The following is a 16,207-nucleotide window of genomic DNA, read 5'->3' as shown; positions in this document are numbered from 1 at the left end:
CGATTTACTTTCCACTGTTATTACAAAAACATACGGCGAAATACTAAGATAACGTCTATTGAGAGGGAGGAGGGGAAATGCTCAAGGATAGAGGATTATGTTTATAAATCATTTAAAAGTTATCCAATATATTACAGACATGTCTAAGCAAATGAATCAGATGGCGCGTCAGGCGCATAGTCCGCTTTTAGCATTGCTTTTGGATATGGTTGCCAAAGAAGGGCAAAGCATTATTAATAGTGCTGAGGCTCTTGGGGAAGATCAAGATTCGACAATGACACACAACCACCAGAGTGTCGAATAAGCTTTCCAGCAAGGTCGAGTTCTACCAACAAGAGGTAGAGAGTTGGAAGTGAAACACCTGTGTGGGTACTGAGTGTGTCTAAATCGATTGGCGTTGTTGAAAGAGCGGAGAGAACTGCTGCACGTGCTGCATCATCACCTGCTAAAGAGAGGTCACTATTTTTTTCGTCTGCTAAATTAAAATTCTCCTTTTCAAGTTGTAAAGAGGATGGTTCCTCAAAAAAATTGAGTTGCGAATTTGGAAGCGGTGAAATTAATGGCGTAAGTGTTTCTATAATGTCAGAAGGATGTGTGGTGAGTAGAGCACCGTCCTTGATAAGATTGTTTGTACCAACAGATCTTGGATCAAGTGGTGAACCGGGAATGGCAAAAATTAACCGTCCCATTTCAGCTGCTTGACGTGCGGTAATTAAGGACCCTGAGCGCAGGGCTGCCTCTACAACCAAGAGACCAAGTGATAGAGCTGCAATAATACGGTTTCTTCTTGGAAAATCGATAGCACGGGGCTTCCAAGAAATGGGCATTTCGCTGATGATGGCTCCGCCGTTGGCGATGATATCTTCATGCAACCTTTTATTTTCAGGAGGATAGATATGATCAATTCCCCCAGCCATGACTGCAACAGTTCCTGTTTTTAAACTTGCTTGATGCGCAACGCTATCAATTCCACGAGCGAGCCCAGAAATTGTTACAAAGTCTGCTTCTCCGAGAAAACGCGCAAATTGAGCCGTAAGCTTTTTTCCAGCAGCTGAAGCATTTCGAGAACCTATAATTCCAATAGAAGTTTTTTGAAAAATTGAAACATTACCTTTGATAGCAATAAGCGGCGGAGGAGCTTCTGTAATCTTAAGAAAAGCTGGATAATCTGGTTCTCCCATACCGATAAACCGAACACCTAATCTTTTAGCTTTTTGTATTTCTTTTTCTGCATCTTCTAAGCTTGCTATTTTAATAGATACAGAACCACCACCTTTTTTGCTAAGCTCTGGCAGCGCTGCCAGAGCAGCTTCTGCTGTTTTATAATGATCAATGAGATTACGAAAACTAACAGCTCCAATATTTTCACTACGCAACAACCGTAACCAATTTAGACGTTGACGATCAGTGAGCAGGATTCCTTTATTTATCCCCGTTTTGAGTCCCAATCTTACTTTCTTCCCCAATTAATAATCTACCGATATTTGCGTAATGCTTTATATACACAAATATGCTCATCACAATCAGCATAAAATAGAAATAAGGATCGGAAAAGTAAAAAACAAATATCGCAGTTATAACAACAGAAACGAGTGCGGATAATGAAGAATAGCGTGTGAGTAGAAAAATCGTTATCCATACAATAATAAAAATAATTGCTGCAGGCCAATAGATTCCTAAGCAGACCCCTAGATAGGTAGCAACACCTTTGCCGCCTTTAAATTTAAGCCATATGGGGAAAAGATGTCCTAAGAAAACAAAAAAACCTGCTAGAGAAACAAGGATACTGTTGTCTAGCGGATCACTAAAAAACTTTATAACGAAAACAACGATAGTTCCTTTCAACATATCACAAAGAAGAGTTAAAGCAGCAAGCTGTTTATTTCCTGTTCGTAAAACATTTGTAGCTCCAATATTGCCGGAACCAATTGTTCTCACATCGCCAAGTTTGGCTAATCTCGTAAAAAGAAGACCAAATGGAATCGAGCCAATGAGATAAGATATGAGGAAAATAAACCATGGAGTGGACTGAAAAAATATTTCTGCTTTATTCATTAAGAATCTCATTAAGTTTGTTGATCAAGTTTAAAAACGGTTTTCCCTTTCACAAAGGTCTGGAGCACGCGTCCTTGAAAACGTGCATTCTCAAAAGGGGTATTTTTTGAACGTGAATAGAGCTTCTCTTTCGAAACAACCCATGGTTCTTCAAGATCAACCACAATAAGGTCTGCATGAGCACCTTTCTTCAGTGTTCCTGCATTGAGTCCAAAGAGCTTTGCAGGCGCTGTTGACAAAAGTTCAGTTATCCGTAGAAGAGATAGGCTCTCATCATGATAAAGGCGTAAGGCTGCACTCAATAAGGTCTCCATACCAATAGCGCCAACCGCCGCGTCATTAAATGGTAAATGTTTTGTATCTTTACTCTGAGGATCATGAGAAGAAACAATAACATCTATAGTCCCATCCTTTATTGCTTCAATCATTGCTATACGGTCTTCTTCTGTACGCAATGGGGGCATTAAGCGAAAAGAGGTGCGATATTCACCAATGTCATTTTCATTGAAAGATAAATGATTAATAGATACACCAGCTGAAATTTTCTCACTGCGTTTTTTACCTAAACGAAGTGCATCAGCAGAGAGTGCTGTTGATATTTGAGCGGCATGATAGCGTGTTTGCGTTAATACTGCTAATCGCAGATCTCTTTCAAGTGGGATAACTTCTGCTTCGCGGGGGATGCCAGAAAGACCAAGCCAACTGGCGAGCAGTCCTTCATTCATCACACCTTGGCCTGTAAGATCTTTATCTTGCGTTTCATGCATCAATGGAACATCAAAATCACGTGCATAAGTCATTGCACGTCGCATAACAGATGAACTTTGAAGCGTTTTTTGTCCTTCACAAAAGGCAACAGCTCCTGCATCTTTTAGTAAACCAAATTCCGCTATTTGCTGTCCGTTGAAACCTTGTGTGATTGCAGCAACGGGATAAATATTGACCGATGACTTTTCTTGTACTGTATGCCTAATAAATTCAACAAGTGCTACATTATCAATGATTGGACGCGTATCTGGCATCATGAGGAAAGAAGTAATACCACCGGCGGCGGCGGATTGACTTGTTGATGCGATTGTTTCACAGTCTTCATTCCCTAATTCTCTAACAAAAACGCGCGCATCAACAAGTCCAGGGAGAATTGCTTTGTTTTGTGCGTTAACAATTTCTGCTTCGTCAGGAAATCCCTGATTCAGAGCTTCTTTTCCAGCGGCTATAATCCGTCCATTTTCAACAATAACTGTACCAATTTCATCGATTGCGCGCGAAGGATCAATAATACGAGCATTTTGAAAAACAATTGGTTTTATCATTTTTTCTCTCCTCTGATCTTTGCGCGTGAATCTAATAAAGTCTCCATAACCGCCATACGCACTGCAATTCCCATTTCTACTTGTGTATGAATCATACTTTGTGGTCCATCTGCTATGTCAGATGCAATCTCTACACCACGATTTATTGGTCCAGGATGCAGAATAATGGAATCATTTTTGGCATAGGCTAAATTTTCTTTATGTAAGCCAAAATAATGGAAATATTCATGCGTAGAGGGAATAAAAGAGCCTGTCATCCGTTCATGCTGTAAGCGCAACATCATGATAACGTCAGCATTTTTAAGACCTTCTTTCATCGTGTTAAAAACCTCAACACTCATATGAGCGATTTCTGCGGGTAAGAGTGTTGAAGGAGCAACAACACGAACACGAGCACCCAAAGCATTGAGACTCAGGATATTGGAACGGGCAACACGTGAGTGTAAGATATCTCCACAAATCGCAACAGTTAATCCTTCAATACGACCTTTTGCCCTTTTAATGGTTAAAGCATCTAATAAAGCTTGGGTTGGATGTTCATGAGCACCATCACCCGCATTAATGACACAACAATCAACTTTTTGCGCTAATAAAGCTGCCGCTCCTGCACTGTTATGGCGAAAAACCAGTATATCTGGCTTCATCGCATTGAGAGTTGTAGCTGTATCAAGTAATGTTTCTCCTTTTTTTACAGATGAGTTGCCAATCGCAAGACTCATCACGTGTGCACCTAGCCTTTTACCGGCTAATTCAAAAGAAGATTGTGTTCGCGTAGAGGCTTCAAAAAAGAGATTAATTTGAGTCCGTCCATGTAAAGTAGATTTTGTTTTATCAATTTTGTTAGAAAGGATAACATTTGCTTCTGCACGATCAAGCAATGTATTAAGATCTTGTACACTCAGATCTTTAATAGCTAAAAGATGTTGATGAGGGAAAAGTGGAAAAAAATTATCTTGAATCATAGCATTCTTCTTTATCTCTCTCTAAACAGGTTAAACAAGCATTTGTTTGAATATGATAAATGTTTCTTAACTCTAAAAAGACAAATAGTCTATGATATGAATGGTTTGAATGTAGGAATATACCTATGAGTGCTGTATCTGCGCAAAATAATCGTCGAAAAAATACATTTCTTAGCGATACGCTTATGTTTCGTATTGCCTCTACTTTGCCTAAGTTTTTGTTAGCAAGTTTTGAAGAAATAGGAGATTTTGCAGCGAGTCGAGAAGCATGGAAACTCTCTTGCTTGGCGAATCATTATAAGCCTTTATTATGTTATAATGATGAATGGGGGCAACCAACGGAAAAATTAGAGATCCATTCTTCCTATCAAGCTCTTCAACAATATTCTAGACAAGCAGGTTTGGTTACCTCACTTTGGGAAAATACGAGCTCAGAAAATGGAGTACGCTATCAAGCGCGTGCGATTCGTTTAGCTTTATCTGCTGGTTTAGAAACAGGACATTTGAATGAAGTTATCATAACGAGCGCAGCTATTGCTGTTTTAATTAGTGATATTGAGCTCTTCAAAAAATGGCAAAATGTACTTTTATCACGCCAATATGATTCCTCATCAAAGCCTATTCATCATAAAAAGGCTGCTTCTCTAACTTGTGCATTTGATGATATTGAAAAATACGCCTTTAATTTTCCAAGTGTTAAGAAGATTTCTTTCGATGAAAGTATGGAACGTGATCTATATCGTTTAAATGTTGTAAAAACCAATGTTATTAATCCTACTGCTGACGGATATCTTGTTAGTGCAGATTTAAATGGTCATTTAAGTTGTTTTTTTATTCCACGCATACAAGAAAATGGCGCATTAAATGGATTTATATCGATTCGTCATTTAATTCAGCGTTCTGGAGAACTTTTAACACCAGAGGGGGTTGTTGATTTCCAAGGCAGTTATGGTTGGCTTTTGGGAAATGTTGGAGAAGGGCTTAAAGTTATTAAAGATATCGAGACGATGATGCGTTTCGATCAATCAGTCATATCGGCAGGTGTTTTGCGAGCGGCTCTTCAATTTGGCATAGATTTTTTCCGGAAAAAAATGCCCAATCAACCTTTACCACCACTGACAGAACGTATTTTTGCAGATATTGCATTAGATATAGCTGCTTCACAAGCATTGGTTTTGCGTTTAGCGAGAGCATTTGACAATGCAGCAAATGACCGTTCTGAAGCAGCTTTTGCCCGCATTATGACACCTATTATTGCTTATCACGTAAGTCAATTGGTTGTGCCTATTATTGGCGAAATTATTGCACAACTTGGTATTGAAAGTTTTATAGAGAATAATCCATTATCACAAATGTTGCATAATGGGCCTGCACGAATTGTGAGAAATAGTTCTGCTAATCAATTGGTAAAGGATGCCATTCTTATTGCTGAAAAAGCACCGGGCCTATTTCAGAAATTGTTAGAAAAAATTGCTCTTGATATTGGACCAGCGGGACCACGAGCAATTGAAATTATTAAGTCAGCAGGTGATATGGCATCAGCAAATGAAGGTGCAGGAAGGTTTTTTGTTGAACAGGTAGCCTATGCAGCAGCAGCAGCAGCATTATGTTCTATAGATATAGAACATGTTGCAAATGCCTATATGGAAAGCCGCCTTGGGGGACAATGGAGATCTTCCTACGGGATGCTTATTGCACGATATAATGCAGGGCATTTGCTCAATGTCCTCTATCCTTCCATATGATGAAAGTTTTGAATTCTATTGAGAGCACCTTGCAATATAAACGCAGCGGCTGCCGAATCAATTCGGTGTGCTCTTTTAGCGCGCGATACATTCATTTCTAGAAGAGAACGTTCTGCAGCAATTGTTGACAAACGTTCATCCCAAAAAACAAATGGAATTTTTGTATAAGCTTTCATATTGCTCACAAAAGCTCTGGTTGCTTGAACACGAGAGCCGCTGCTTCCATTCATGTTAAGGGGTAAGCCAATGATAATAACGCCTACATTTTCACGGTCAAAAATTTTAATAAGTGTGTAAGCATCTTCTGTAAATTTTTTTCGCTGTAGTACAGGACGCGGATTTGAGACAGTCAGCCCCATATCAGAAACCGCAATTCCGATAGTTTTTGTCCCTAAATCTAAGCCTGCTATTGTTTGTCCAGGCAAAAGATGTGTCATAACTTCGTTTATATTAATAACGGTCATAAGGATATAATGCGTTTTTTAATGTTTCAGATCTAGTGGTTATATTCTTTATTCATGTTACCTAATATTCTTGCGCTTGCAAGCTCAGCCTTGTATAGCCAGAATAAAGATTAATAAAAACAGAAAGGTGTAAGTAGTATGTCTGTTGATCAAGAGACCGTCAAGCGGGTAGCACATTTAGCGCGGATTGCTATCCACGATGATGAGATAGAACCTGTGACAAAAAAATTCAATGCTATTTTAGGTTTTGTAGACCAATTGAATGAAGTTGATGTCAGTGGAGTTGAGCCATTAACATCTGTGATTCCGATGACTCTACGAATGCGTGAAGATAGTGTTACAGATGGCGATAAAGCAGCAGATATTGTAGCCAATGCCCCTGTTACAGAAGAAAATTTTTTTCTTGTCTCAAAAATTGTTGAGTAACTTTATTATATTTTTGAATATTTGAGAACCAATATGACTGATTTAACAACCCTCACAATTGCGCAAGCTCGTGATTCTCTAACAAAGAAAAATCTCAAAGCAACAGAATTAACGGAAGCTTATTTACAAGCAATAGAATCAGCTAATCCAATTTTGAATGCTTATGTAACAATAACAGCAGAACAGGCAATGAAAATGGCTGCTGAATCAGATAGTCGCTTAGCGAGAGGGCAGGGAGGGCTTTTAGAAGGAATCCCTTTGGGGATTAAAGATCTTTTTGCGACCTATGGTGTTCATACTCAAGCCTGTTCACATATCCTTGATGGTTTTAAACCACATTATGAATCAACTGTCACGGCTAATTTATGGCAAGACGGTGCTGTAATGTTAGGAAAACTTAATATGGATGAGTTTGCTATGGGCTCATCTAATGAAACATCATATTATGGTCCCGTTATTAATCCGTGGAGAAAAAAAGGCTCGGATGAAAAACTCGTACCTGGTGGTTCTTCGGGAGGATCTGCTGCCGCTGTTGCTGCACAAATTTGTGCTGGTGCAACTGCAACCGATACAGGTGGCTCAATACGTCAACCAGCAGCTTTTACTGGAACTGTAGGAATAAAGCCAACTTATGGACGTTGTTCACGGTGGGGCGTTGTTGCATTTGCTTCATCCCTTGATCAAGCTGGACCTGTTGCCAGAGATGTTCGTGATTGTGCTATCTTACTAAGATCAATGGCCTCTTTTGATGAAAAAGATTCTACTTCCGTAAATTTACCAGTTCCTGATTATGAAAGTTATCTTGGTCAATCAATTAAAGGAATGAAAATTGGTATTCCAAAAGAATATCATATGGATGGAATGTCTCCAGAAGTTATTGAGCTTTGGCAAAAAGGCATAAGTTGGTTAAAAGAAGCAGGAACTGAGATTAAGAACATTTCTTTGCCTCATACAAAATATGCTCTACCTTCTTATTATATTATAGCTCCTGCAGAAGCCTCTTCTAATTTAGCGCGTTATGATGGTGTGCGTTTTGGTCTACGCGTGCCTGGAAAAGACATCATTGAGATGTATGAAAACACGCGCTCTGTTGGTTTTGGTGATGAAGTCAAGCGACGTATTTTGGTTGGGACTTATGTTCTTTCATCTGGTTATTATGATGCCTGTTATCTAAGAGCTCAAAAAGTAAGAACACTCGTAAAACGTGATTTTGATCAATGTTTTGCTTCAGGCATTGATGCTATTCTGACACCAGCAACACTAACACCTGCCTTTGGTATTGCTGATGAAAAAATAAAAAATGATGCTGTAGCAATGTATCTTAATGACATTTTTACGGTACCCGTTAATATGGCTGGTTTACCAGGAATCTCTGTTCCTGCAGGTCTGTCATCAAATGGTTTGCCTTTAGGATTGCAATTGATTGGTAAACCTTTTGCTGAAGAAGTCATTTTTCAGATAGCGCACATTATTGAAAAAGAAGCAGGGATATTCAGTACAGAAAAATGGTGGATGTAATAATCAAACTTCACAAAGGAGCATTTCTCATTGAGGATGAGAAATGCTTTTTTAAAAGGTGGAGGGATGAACTCTATTTCCTCAATTCGTAGTCTTTATCCACCAAGATAGGCTTCTTTAACACGCGAATCAGAGAGCATAGTTTTACCTTCACCGTGAAATAAAATATGTCCTACCTCTAAAATATAAGCATAGTCAGCTATAGAAAGCGCTGCAAATGCATTTTGTTCAATAAGAAGAACAGTTTTCCCCATCTCATTAATTTTTCGAATAATAGAAAAAATTTCTCGAACGAGAAGCGGTGCCAACCCCAACGATGGTTCATCTAATATGACCATATCAGGATTGCTCATGAGTGCACGACCCACAGCAACCATCTGTTGTTCACCACCTGACATTGTTCCTCCCAACTGTTTTGCTCTTTCACGTAGACGCGGAAAAAGATCGAATATCCATTCAATATCACGGGAAATTCCCTGCTTATCATGACGAATATAAGCGCCTAGATGAAGATTCTCTAAAACAGTGAGATGGGGCATGATACGTCGTCCTTCAGGACTTAGAGCAATACCTAATCGCAAAATCTCTTCTGGTGATTTTTTAATAATAGATTTGCCATTATAGGTAATTTTTCCATAAACAGAGCGATTAAGTCCTGTAATAGAACGTACAATACTACTTTTTCCAGCACCATTGGCTCCAATTAAAGTGACAATACTTCCCTTTTTTATGGACATAGAAAGATTTTGGACAGCTTTAATGGCGCCATAATGAACGTAAAGATTTTTTATTTTAAGAATATCCATAAACATCTCCGCCAAGATAAGCTTCAATAACTTTAGGGTTATTACGAATTTCATCTGGTGTGCCATTGGCAATGCAACAGCCATATTCCATAACCAAAATATGTTGGCAAAGCCCCATAACCACTTTCATATCGTGCTCAATAAGAAGAATTGTAAGATCAAAGTCTTTTTGCACTTTTGCTATGAATTTTCTAAGATCTTCACTTTCTTGTGGATTCATGCCAGCAACAGGTTCATCAAGAAGAAGCAATTTGGGCTTTGTGGCTAACGCGCGTGCAATTTCTAGACGTCGTTGCACACCATAAGGTAAAGCTGTTGCCGATTGATTGGCAAGGTGATCAAGTTGTAGCTGCTCAAGGAGCTCCAAGGAATTTTTATAAACCTCCTTCTTTTCTTTCATTGCTTTTGAAAAAAATAGAGCTGAAGAAAACCAAGGATATTTTTGTCGAACATGCGCTCCTACCATAACATTCTGCAAAACCGTTAACCCTGAGAAAAGACGAATATTTTGAAATGTTCTGGCAATATGGCGTCTACAGATAATATAAGGAGGCGCTCCAGAAATTTTTTGCTCATCAAAAATAATGATGCCGCTTGTAGGGGCATAAAATCCAGAAATCATATTGAAAACTGTTGTTTTTCCAGCACCATTGGGACCAATTAATCCAGTAATACTTCCTCGTTTAATTGCCATATTAATATTATTTACAGCAATTAATCCGCCAAAACGCATTATAATATTATTGAGTGAAAGGATGGTGTCGTTCATAGTCTTCCCTCAGTATTAGAAAGCTTTTTGCGTGTCAAAAAGCTATAAATTCCATTCCATGAGAATTCTCGTTGTCCCATCAACCCTTTTCTCCAAAACAAGATAATTACAAGCAATAAAAGAGAAAAAACAACCATGCGAAGTCCTGGTGTTTCTGGAATATGTATAAAACCTAAGTCAAATGGACTTTCAATAATACGAAGCCATTCAAGCATAACTGTAATAATAATGCTGCCAATAATGCTTCCTGTAATTGAACCGAGACCACCAGCAACTACAATCATCAAAATATTAAAAGTTAGAAGAAAATTAAACATTTTGGGATCAATGGTTGAAATAAGAGCAGCCATTAATGCTCCACCTATACCTGCAAAAAACGCTCCAACAGTAAAAGAAAAACTACGGTAGAAAAAAGCGTTAATTCCCATAGTTTTTGCAGCAATTTCATCATCACGAATAGCACGTAATACGTTACCAGTATTGCTTTGCAGTAAAAGGATAGTAAAGAGAACTGTAAATGCTAACCAACCATAGTTCCACCATAATGTTGCATTTTGAGGTATTCCCTTGATACCTAAAGAGCCATTTGTAAGCGATGTTGCGTTCGTAATGACAATGCGAATAATTTCTGCAAAACCCAATGTTGCAATTCCAAGATAATCACCACCAAGACGTAATATTGGCAAAGCAATCAATAAACCTACAACTGCAGCACATATACCACTTATAACAACAGCGACAAAAAAAGGTAATTGTAGATGATACAATGGTTCAGCGATAGGCTCCAGAATCCACATCATTTCTTTTTGTTCAGGGGAAAGAAGTAAAATTGCGCAAACATAAGCACCAATAGCCATAAATCCAGCATGTCCAAGAGAAAACATACCTGTGAAACCGTAAATCAAATTAAGCGAAATTGCCAATATCGCATTAATAGCAATCAGATTTATGATACGAAGCGTATAGTCATTAAAATGGCTATCAGCATAAAATAAAAAACCTATGAAAACTAAAACACTTATACAAGATAAAACAGTTGTCACTGACTTTGCCATTAGATTTTCTCCTGACTTTTTTTACCCATTAATCCTGTGGGCAATATCAATAAAATCAGAATCAATAAAATGAAAGCGAAGGCATCTCGATATCCAGATAGCGCGGGAAAAAATGCGATAATCATAATTTCAATAAACCCTAATAACAATCCTCCCAACATTGCTCCTGGTATTGAACCAATACCTCCGATAACAGCAGCGATAAATGCTTTGAGACCAGGAAGAACGCCCATATAAGGCTGAATTTGAGGATAACGTAAAGACCACATAATACCTGCTATAGCGGCAAGAGCTGAGCCTATTCCAAATGTAAATGCAATAACTTTATTGACAGACACACCCATCAAACGTGTGGTTTCAATATCATGGGAGATTGCACGCATAGCAAGACCCGGTTTTGTTTTATGGATAATCCATAAAAGTAAAACAATAAGAATCAATGACACAACTGGAACGATCAGAGACATGGGAGCAATTCTAATGATACCATCTGCTCCTGATCCTAAATGCCATAAAAATGGTGTTACAAGGAAATCTGGTTGTTTTACACCTTTCGGAACACCACTAAAGAGTACAGTAGAAAGATTTTCAATAAAAAAAGAAACACCAATTGCACCGATAAGTGCCGAGATACGCGGAGCATGGCGTAGAGGTTTATAGGCAAGTTGATCAACAATAATACCCACTGCACTTGTAATAAAAATGGAAAAACAAAGAGCTAAAACCCAAATCGGGGTGAAATCTTGTGGAGAAATTTTAAAATAATAAACAAAACCTAACGCAAGGATTAAAAAAACAGCAATCCAATAAATTGAAGGGCGCCTTTTAAACCCTATAAAGACCGAATAATAAATAAGAGCCGCGAGAAACAAAAGAAGAAGTGCTGCCCAAGCAGGCATAAAGCTAATTGTGGAAAAGAAAACAAAATATGCTCCCAGCATAAAGATATCACCGTGAGCAAAATTAATGAGTCTCAGTATACCGTAGACCATGGTGTAACCAATAGCGATAAGCCCATAAAGAGATCCCAATGCCAGTGCATTAAAAAAATACTGGATGAACATTTCAGTGCTCATCTCTCATCCTTCCACATTTATTAATTTACATAGGATAACAAGAAATTTTTAAGTTTTTGGTTGAGAAAAAGATCCTCAACCAATTCTTGCATTTTAATAAGTAAAACTTTTTAATTAAAAAGCAGGCTTAACTTCTTCTAAATAAACACGTTTTCCATCCTGTATTTTAATGATACCAATAGGAATCTTAGGGTTATGATTTTCATCCATTGACATATCACCGAAGGGGGTTTGAAAATCTTTTAATTTGCTAAGAGCGATAGTAATTTTTTCACGATCAGTGCTACCAGCATTTTCAATAGCCTTCATGAACATCATATAACTCGTATATCCCAAAACAGAATTAATATTCGGCTCTTTGTCGGGATACTCTTTTTTCCATTCTGCTGTGAATTCTTGCGCAGCTACTGACATATTTGGCATATCCTCACTATAGGGAAGTGTCGTATGTAAGAAACCTTCTGCAGCTTTTCCTGCAATCGCAATGGTTTCTGGATTATCCATAGCATCTCCACCCATAATTTGAAACTTTGCTCCTAATTCTCGTGCTTGTTTCATAATGATAGCACCCTCAGAAAAGTAAGATGGAATGAATAAGATATCAGGTTTTTGCGCGATAATTTGCGTAAGAACAGCTGAAAAATCCTGATCTCCGGAATTATAGTTTAAATTTGAGACAACTTCACCACCTAATTTTTTGAAAGCACGCATAAAATAGCTTGCAAGACCAATGGCATAATCGTTTGAAATATCTTTGAGAATAGCTGCTTTTTTTGCGTGTAAAGTTTGGCTTACATAAGTCGCGATTCCTACCCCTTGATAGGAATCAATAAAACAAGCGCGGAAATAATATTTTTTGCCCTGTGTAACAAGAGGACTCGTTGAGGAAGTTGCAATGGTTGGAGTCTTTGCTTTTTCAGATATTTCACCACCTGCCAACGAAAGCGAGGAACCATAGCTACCAATAATTCCACTTACTTTTTCACTTGCTGTTAAACGCATAACAGCATTAGCCGCTTCTACTTTATCAGATTTATTATCAATAATAACAAGTTCCACTTTACGTCCTAAAATTTCTGGAATTTTTTTATGGGCTAATTCTATACCTCTAATTTCAAGCTGGCCTCCAAATGCATTTTGACCACTTAATGGAAGATAAACACCAATCTTGATAGGTTCACTTGCATAAACATTTGCTGTAAATGCCATGAATGCTGTGATTGTCGTAAGGATTTTCTTCAATTGCATTGCGCATTTTCCTTAATTGAATTGTTATTTTTTCACCTTATATTGAACTTCTTCATCATGCAAGTTACACATATTATGAAAATATCATTATGTAAAAAAACCTTTCATATAACCTCTTTTGTAAGGCACTTCTTGTAAGATATATAAAGCTTACAATCAAATAGTTTTATAAATATTCATATTGATATTCTCTGACATTAACATAGAAGATACGACAATATGGGGAAATCTTATCTTGGGGCTTGCGTGTTGATACAAGAGCAATGTTTACTAAAACCTAGAGAATCAATATCGTACAATTTATAAGCTACAGGATCACGTTATTATGACGAGTAAGGATGCATTAAAAGATTGTCCCCTATCTGAAGATGGTATAGGTGCTTGTGGAGAGATTATCGAAGTCAGTGGTGTCATTAAGTGGTTTGATGGTAGTAAGGGGTATGGATTTATTGTACCTGATTTACCTCATTTCCCCGATATATTATTGCATGTTACGGTAATGCGAAGGGATGGTTTTCAAACAGCTTTGGAGGGAGCGAAAGTTATTTGTGCTGTGGAAAAAACTGAAAGAGGGTTAAAGTGCGTTCAGGTGAAATCTATAGATTGTTCTTCAGCAATTCATCCATCAGAAGTTCCAGCCCGTACCCATGTTGTTGTTACTCCAGAAAGTGGACTAGAACGTGCAATTGTTAAATGGTTTAATCGTGACAAAGGATACGGTTTTCTTAGCCGTGGGCAAGGAACAGAAGATATTTTTATTCATATGGAAACGTTGCGCCGTTTTGGTTTAGCAGAGCTTCGTTCCGGCCAAGTTGTTCTTGTGCGTTTTGGTAAAGGAGAAAAAGGTTTAATGACAGCAGAGATTTATCCGGATATAGGCATTCCTTTAGCTACGCATTGAATTTCACGAATGAAAACAGTATGTTTTCTATGTTTTTAAAGGTGGTTATTCCGTAAATTGCTATAGAAGTAGATTTTTAAAGAAAATATGGCTCTAGTGAATCCATAAACCAAATGGAGAAAGTTACGCGTATTCCATTGAAAGAAATTAGAAAACAATAAGGAAGTAATCCTCTTATTTTTTTGACTTTTAAACTCTGGTACTTTTTATTTTAGAAACAAAATTTAAAATTTTTCTGTGGTGGAGACAAGAATGTTAAAGCCTTTTAAAAAGGGGTATATTGTTTTATTGGTAATGCTTTTTATGTTAGAAATGCGTGTTGTTGTAGCAAAAAAGCCCATAGAGATTCCTGTTCATCCAATTCCTTTAGAAATACATACAAAGCAAGGTACGGTTTTTTATAAGGTAGAGATTGCTTTTACGCCGTCTCAAGCAGCAGCTGGTTTAATGTATCGGACTGATTTTCCACGTGATCGTGCAATGCTCTTTAAGCAACTAAAAAGTTCTCAATCGGGAGATGAACAGAAAATTTTTATGTGGATGGCAAATACACCTTTACCTTTAGATATGATTTTCCTAAACTCTGAGGGAGTTATTGTATCGATTGTTGAAAACACTTCTCCATTTTCGACAAATACCATTTCATCAGAAGTTCCTGCAGCTTTTGCACTTGAGATTAACGCTGGTGAAGTTTCTGAAAAAAAGATACAAAAAGGGCAACGTGTTATTCATCCTGTACTTTGTGGAAAGTGCAATAAAAAATGACCGCTGAAGATATTCGTTTTTTTGAATATAATGGTTTGCGATTTGCTTATCGAGAAGAAGGGCAGGGCGCACCTGTTTTGTTGATCCATGGTTTTGGATCTTCTGCACGAGTGAATTGGTATGCAACAGGTTGGTTTCGCATTCTCACTGAAGCAGGATATCGTGTTATTGCTCTTGATAATCGCGGTCACGGAGATTCAGTTAAAAGTTATGATCCTGTCTTTTATACACCTCAAGCTATGGCTGGCGACGCAATAAAGTTACTACAGCATTTAGAGTTATCTAAAGCCCATGTTATGGGATATTCTATGGGGGCTCGTATTAGTGCTTTCATGGCTCTTTTGCATCCAACATATGTACACAGCGTTATTTTTGGTGGTTTAGGTATTGGTATGGTAACGGGAGCGGGAAATTGGGAGCCTGTTGCTGAGGCACTTTTAGCAGAAGATATTTCTACCATTACCAATACGCGCGGTTTAATGTTCCGTAAATTTGCAGATCAAACGAAAAGCGATAGGCGTGCTCTTGCTGCTTGTATCATTACATCAAAACAGGAGTTAACGGCGTCTGAAGTTTACAAAATTAAGCAACCTGCACTTGTTGCCGTTGGTTCATTAGATGAAATTGGTGGTGCTGCAGAGCCATTAGCAGCTTTATTGCCTTGTGGTGAAGCTTTATCAATTCCTGGTCGAGATCATATGCTTGCTGTAGGCGATAAAGTTTATAAAAAAGGTGTTATAGATTTTCTTTCTCGTTATCCTATAAGATAAGCATTCTTCATAGGTTTTAGCATTTATAAAAATACTCAGTATTTTTATCTCGTATAAATTGAAAAAAGCTTATTTAAAAATTTTTCTATTGTGACATAAGTTTTTATAAAAAATGGGAAGAAAAATAAACTCTTATTAGCTTATTTTGTATATTTTTTAGAGATGTAATTTTTCTAAGGTTAGATAATTATACTTTAAAATTTATTAAAAAGAATTATTTTTGAATGATGTAATAATATTTTTTGCTGAAAAATGTAGTTTTAAATAAAAAAAGTATTGTTATTTGTATTTTTTATAAAAAGAAAAAAATTATAAATTATTGATCAATTTTTCT

General features: G+C 37.5%; 17 protein-coding genes. 7 read left to right on the top strand and 10 right to left on the bottom strand.

Features of this window, described 5'->3' with window-relative positions:
• Positions 1 to 97 precede the first annotated feature (97 nt).
• A complete protein-coding gene (locus ACFINF_RS04420; RefSeq protein ID WP_005773510.1) occupies positions 98 to 304 on the top strand; it encodes a hypothetical protein in 207 nt (68 codons plus the stop codon).
• Here ACFINF_RS04420 and dprA read toward each other — a convergent pair.
• The 4 genes from dprA to ACFINF_RS04400 are packed head-to-tail and all read right to left on the bottom strand — an operon-like array spanning position 234 to position 4,330.
• Positions 234 to 1,448: a DNA-processing protein DprA gene (gene dprA, locus ACFINF_RS04415; protein ID WP_375619835.1), complete on the bottom strand. Its 1,215-nt coding sequence runs from the start codon at positions 1,446 to 1,448 to the stop codon at positions 234 to 236. The genes ACFINF_RS04420 and dprA overlap by 71 nt on opposite strands.
• Positions 1,423 to 2,055: a glycerol-3-phosphate 1-O-acyltransferase PlsY gene (gene plsY / locus ACFINF_RS04410; RefSeq protein WP_375619834.1), complete on the bottom strand. Its 633-nt coding sequence runs from the start codon at positions 2,053 to 2,055 to the stop codon at positions 1,423 to 1,425. The genes dprA and plsY overlap by 26 nt, the downstream gene beginning before the upstream one ends.
• Positions 2,056 to 2,066: 11 nt before the next feature.
• The gene (locus tag ACFINF_RS04405) at positions 2,067 to 3,368 is read right to left on the bottom strand and encodes a dihydroorotase (RefSeq protein WP_375619833.1); all 1,302 of its coding nucleotides are present in this window, start codon (positions 3,366 to 3,368) and stop codon (positions 2,067 to 2,069) included.
• Complete coding sequence (locus ACFINF_RS04400; protein ID WP_375619832.1) at positions 3,365 to 4,330, bottom strand: aspartate carbamoyltransferase catalytic subunit; 966 nt, start codon at positions 4,328 to 4,330, stop codon at positions 3,365 to 3,367. Before ACFINF_RS04400 ends, ACFINF_RS04405 begins: the two co-directional genes overlap by 4 nt.
• Before the next feature lie 125 nt (positions 4,331 to 4,455).
• On the opposite strand from ACFINF_RS04400, the gene ACFINF_RS04395 reads away from it, so the two are divergent.
• Entirely contained in the window at positions 4,456 to 6,075 is a 1,620-nt protein-coding gene (locus ACFINF_RS04395; RefSeq protein WP_375619831.1) for an acyl-CoA dehydrogenase family protein, read from the top strand.
• Here ACFINF_RS04395 and ruvX read toward each other — a convergent pair.
• Positions 6,060 to 6,539: a Holliday junction resolvase RuvX gene (gene ruvX, locus ACFINF_RS04390; protein ID WP_375619830.1), complete on the bottom strand. Its 480-nt coding sequence runs from the start codon at positions 6,537 to 6,539 to the stop codon at positions 6,060 to 6,062. The genes ACFINF_RS04395 and ruvX overlap by 16 nt on opposite strands.
• Before the next feature lie 138 nt (positions 6,540 to 6,677).
• Here ruvX and gatC point away from each other — a divergent pair, with 138 nt between their 5' ends.
• Both gatC and gatA read left to right on the top strand, forming a co-directional pair.
• Positions 6,678 to 6,965 carry an Asp-tRNA(Asn)/Glu-tRNA(Gln) amidotransferase subunit GatC gene (gene gatC / locus ACFINF_RS04385; RefSeq protein WP_375619829.1) on the top strand — a complete coding sequence of 96 codons (288 nt, stop codon included), beginning with the start codon at positions 6,678 to 6,680 and terminating at the stop codon, positions 6,963 to 6,965.
• Between the two features lie 33 nt (positions 6,966 to 6,998).
• The gene (gene gatA / locus ACFINF_RS04380; RefSeq protein WP_375619828.1) at positions 6,999 to 8,483 is read left to right on the top strand and encodes an Asp-tRNA(Asn)/Glu-tRNA(Gln) amidotransferase subunit GatA; all 1,485 of its coding nucleotides are present in this window, start codon (positions 6,999 to 7,001) and stop codon (positions 8,481 to 8,483) included.
• A 95-nt stretch (positions 8,484 to 8,578) separates the two neighbouring features.
• Here gatA and ACFINF_RS04375 read toward each other — a convergent pair whose 3' ends face one another.
• From ACFINF_RS04375 to ACFINF_RS04355, 5 genes are all read right to left on the bottom strand, one after another.
• Positions 8,579 to 9,289, bottom strand: coding sequence for an ABC transporter ATP-binding protein (locus ACFINF_RS04375; protein WP_015856419.1), 711 nt, complete (start codon positions 9,287 to 9,289; stop codon positions 8,579 to 8,581).
• Positions 9,276 to 10,058, bottom strand: coding sequence for an ABC transporter ATP-binding protein (locus ACFINF_RS04370; protein WP_375619827.1), 783 nt, complete (start codon positions 10,056 to 10,058; stop codon positions 9,276 to 9,278). The genes ACFINF_RS04375 and ACFINF_RS04370 overlap by 14 nt, the downstream gene beginning before the upstream one ends.
• Positions 10,055 to 11,113, bottom strand: coding sequence for a branched-chain amino acid ABC transporter permease (locus tag ACFINF_RS04365; protein WP_375619826.1), 1,059 nt, complete (start codon positions 11,111 to 11,113; stop codon positions 10,055 to 10,057). Before ACFINF_RS04365 ends, ACFINF_RS04370 begins: the two co-directional genes overlap by 4 nt.
• Positions 11,113 to 12,189 (bottom strand): branched-chain amino acid ABC transporter permease, encoded by a 1,077-nt coding sequence (locus ACFINF_RS04360; RefSeq protein ID WP_273787948.1) that lies wholly within the window; start codon positions 12,187 to 12,189, stop codon positions 11,113 to 11,115. Before ACFINF_RS04360 ends, ACFINF_RS04365 begins: the two co-directional genes overlap by 1 nt.
• A gap of 114 nt (positions 12,190 to 12,303) precedes the next feature.
• Positions 12,304 to 13,437, bottom strand: coding sequence for an ABC transporter substrate-binding protein (locus ACFINF_RS04355; protein WP_375619825.1), 1,134 nt, complete (start codon positions 13,435 to 13,437; stop codon positions 12,304 to 12,306).
• Positions 13,438 to 13,762: 325 nt separating this feature from the next.
• Between ACFINF_RS04355 and ACFINF_RS04350 the strand changes: the two genes are divergently transcribed.
• The 3 genes from ACFINF_RS04350 to ACFINF_RS04340 all read left to right on the top strand — a co-directional run bounded on the left by ACFINF_RS04350 (position 13,763) and on the right by ACFINF_RS04340 (position 15,873).
• A complete protein-coding gene (locus ACFINF_RS04350; protein ID WP_375619824.1) occupies positions 13,763 to 14,338 on the top strand; it encodes a cold-shock protein in 576 nt (191 codons plus the stop codon).
• A gap of 252 nt (positions 14,339 to 14,590) precedes the next feature.
• Positions 14,591 to 15,103, top strand: a complete 513-nt coding sequence (locus tag ACFINF_RS04345; protein WP_375619823.1) for a DUF192 domain-containing protein — start codon at positions 14,591 to 14,593, stop codon at positions 15,101 to 15,103.
• Entirely contained in the window at positions 15,100 to 15,873 is a 774-nt protein-coding gene (locus ACFINF_RS04340) for an alpha/beta fold hydrolase (protein ID WP_375619822.1), read from the top strand. Before ACFINF_RS04345 ends, ACFINF_RS04340 begins: the two co-directional genes overlap by 4 nt.
• The last annotated feature ends 334 nt before the right edge of the window (positions 15,874 to 16,207 follow it).

Origin of the sequence: Bartonella sp. TS25HLJMH, from assembly GCF_042193505.1 — a bacterium.
Lineage (GTDB): Bacteria > Pseudomonadota > Alphaproteobacteria > Rhizobiales > Rhizobiaceae > Bartonella > Bartonella grahamii.
Note: the sequence above shows the minus strand (reverse complement) of the source record. Positions and strands in the feature narration are given on the sequence as shown.

Coding starts and splice junctions, on each gene's coding strand:
- ACFINF_RS04420 (WP_005773510.1), top strand. CDS start 98: ATGTTTATAAATCATTTAAAAGTTATCCAATATATTACAGACATGTCT.
- plsY (WP_375619834.1), bottom strand. CDS start 2,055: ATGAATAAAGCAGAAATATTTTTTCAGTCCACTCCATGGTTTATTTTC.
- ACFINF_RS04405 (WP_375619833.1), bottom strand. CDS start 3,368: ATGATAAAACCAATTGTTTTTCAAAATGCTCGTATTATTGATCCTTCG.
- ACFINF_RS04400 (WP_375619832.1), bottom strand. CDS start 4,330: ATGATTCAAGATAATTTTTTTCCACTTTTCCCTCATCAACATCTTTTA.
- ACFINF_RS04395 (WP_375619831.1), top strand. CDS start 4,456: ATGAGTGCTGTATCTGCGCAAAATAATCGTCGAAAAAATACATTTCTT.
- ruvX (WP_375619830.1), bottom strand. CDS start 6,539: ATGACCGTTATTAATATAAACGAAGTTATGACACATCTTTTGCCTGGA.
- gatC (WP_375619829.1), top strand. CDS start 6,678: ATGTCTGTTGATCAAGAGACCGTCAAGCGGGTAGCACATTTAGCGCGG.
- gatA (WP_375619828.1), top strand. CDS start 6,999: ATGACTGATTTAACAACCCTCACAATTGCGCAAGCTCGTGATTCTCTA.
- ACFINF_RS04375 (WP_015856419.1), bottom strand. CDS start 9,289: ATGGATATTCTTAAAATAAAAAATCTTTACGTTCATTATGGCGCCATT.
- ACFINF_RS04370 (WP_375619827.1), bottom strand. CDS start 10,058: ATGAACGACACCATCCTTTCACTCAATAATATTATAATGCGTTTTGGC.
- ACFINF_RS04365 (WP_375619826.1), bottom strand. CDS start 11,113: ATGGCAAAGTCAGTGACAACTGTTTTATCTTGTATAAGTGTTTTAGTT.
- ACFINF_RS04360 (WP_273787948.1), bottom strand. CDS start 12,189: ATGAGCACTGAAATGTTCATCCAGTATTTTTTTAATGCACTGGCATTG.
- ACFINF_RS04355 (WP_375619825.1), bottom strand. CDS start 13,437: ATGCAATTGAAGAAAATCCTTACGACAATCACAGCATTCATGGCATTT.
- ACFINF_RS04350 (WP_375619824.1), top strand. CDS start 13,763: ATGACGAGTAAGGATGCATTAAAAGATTGTCCCCTATCTGAAGATGGT.
- ACFINF_RS04345 (WP_375619823.1), top strand. CDS start 14,591: ATGTTAAAGCCTTTTAAAAAGGGGTATATTGTTTTATTGGTAATGCTT.
- ACFINF_RS04340 (WP_375619822.1), top strand. CDS start 15,100: ATGACCGCTGAAGATATTCGTTTTTTTGAATATAATGGTTTGCGATTT.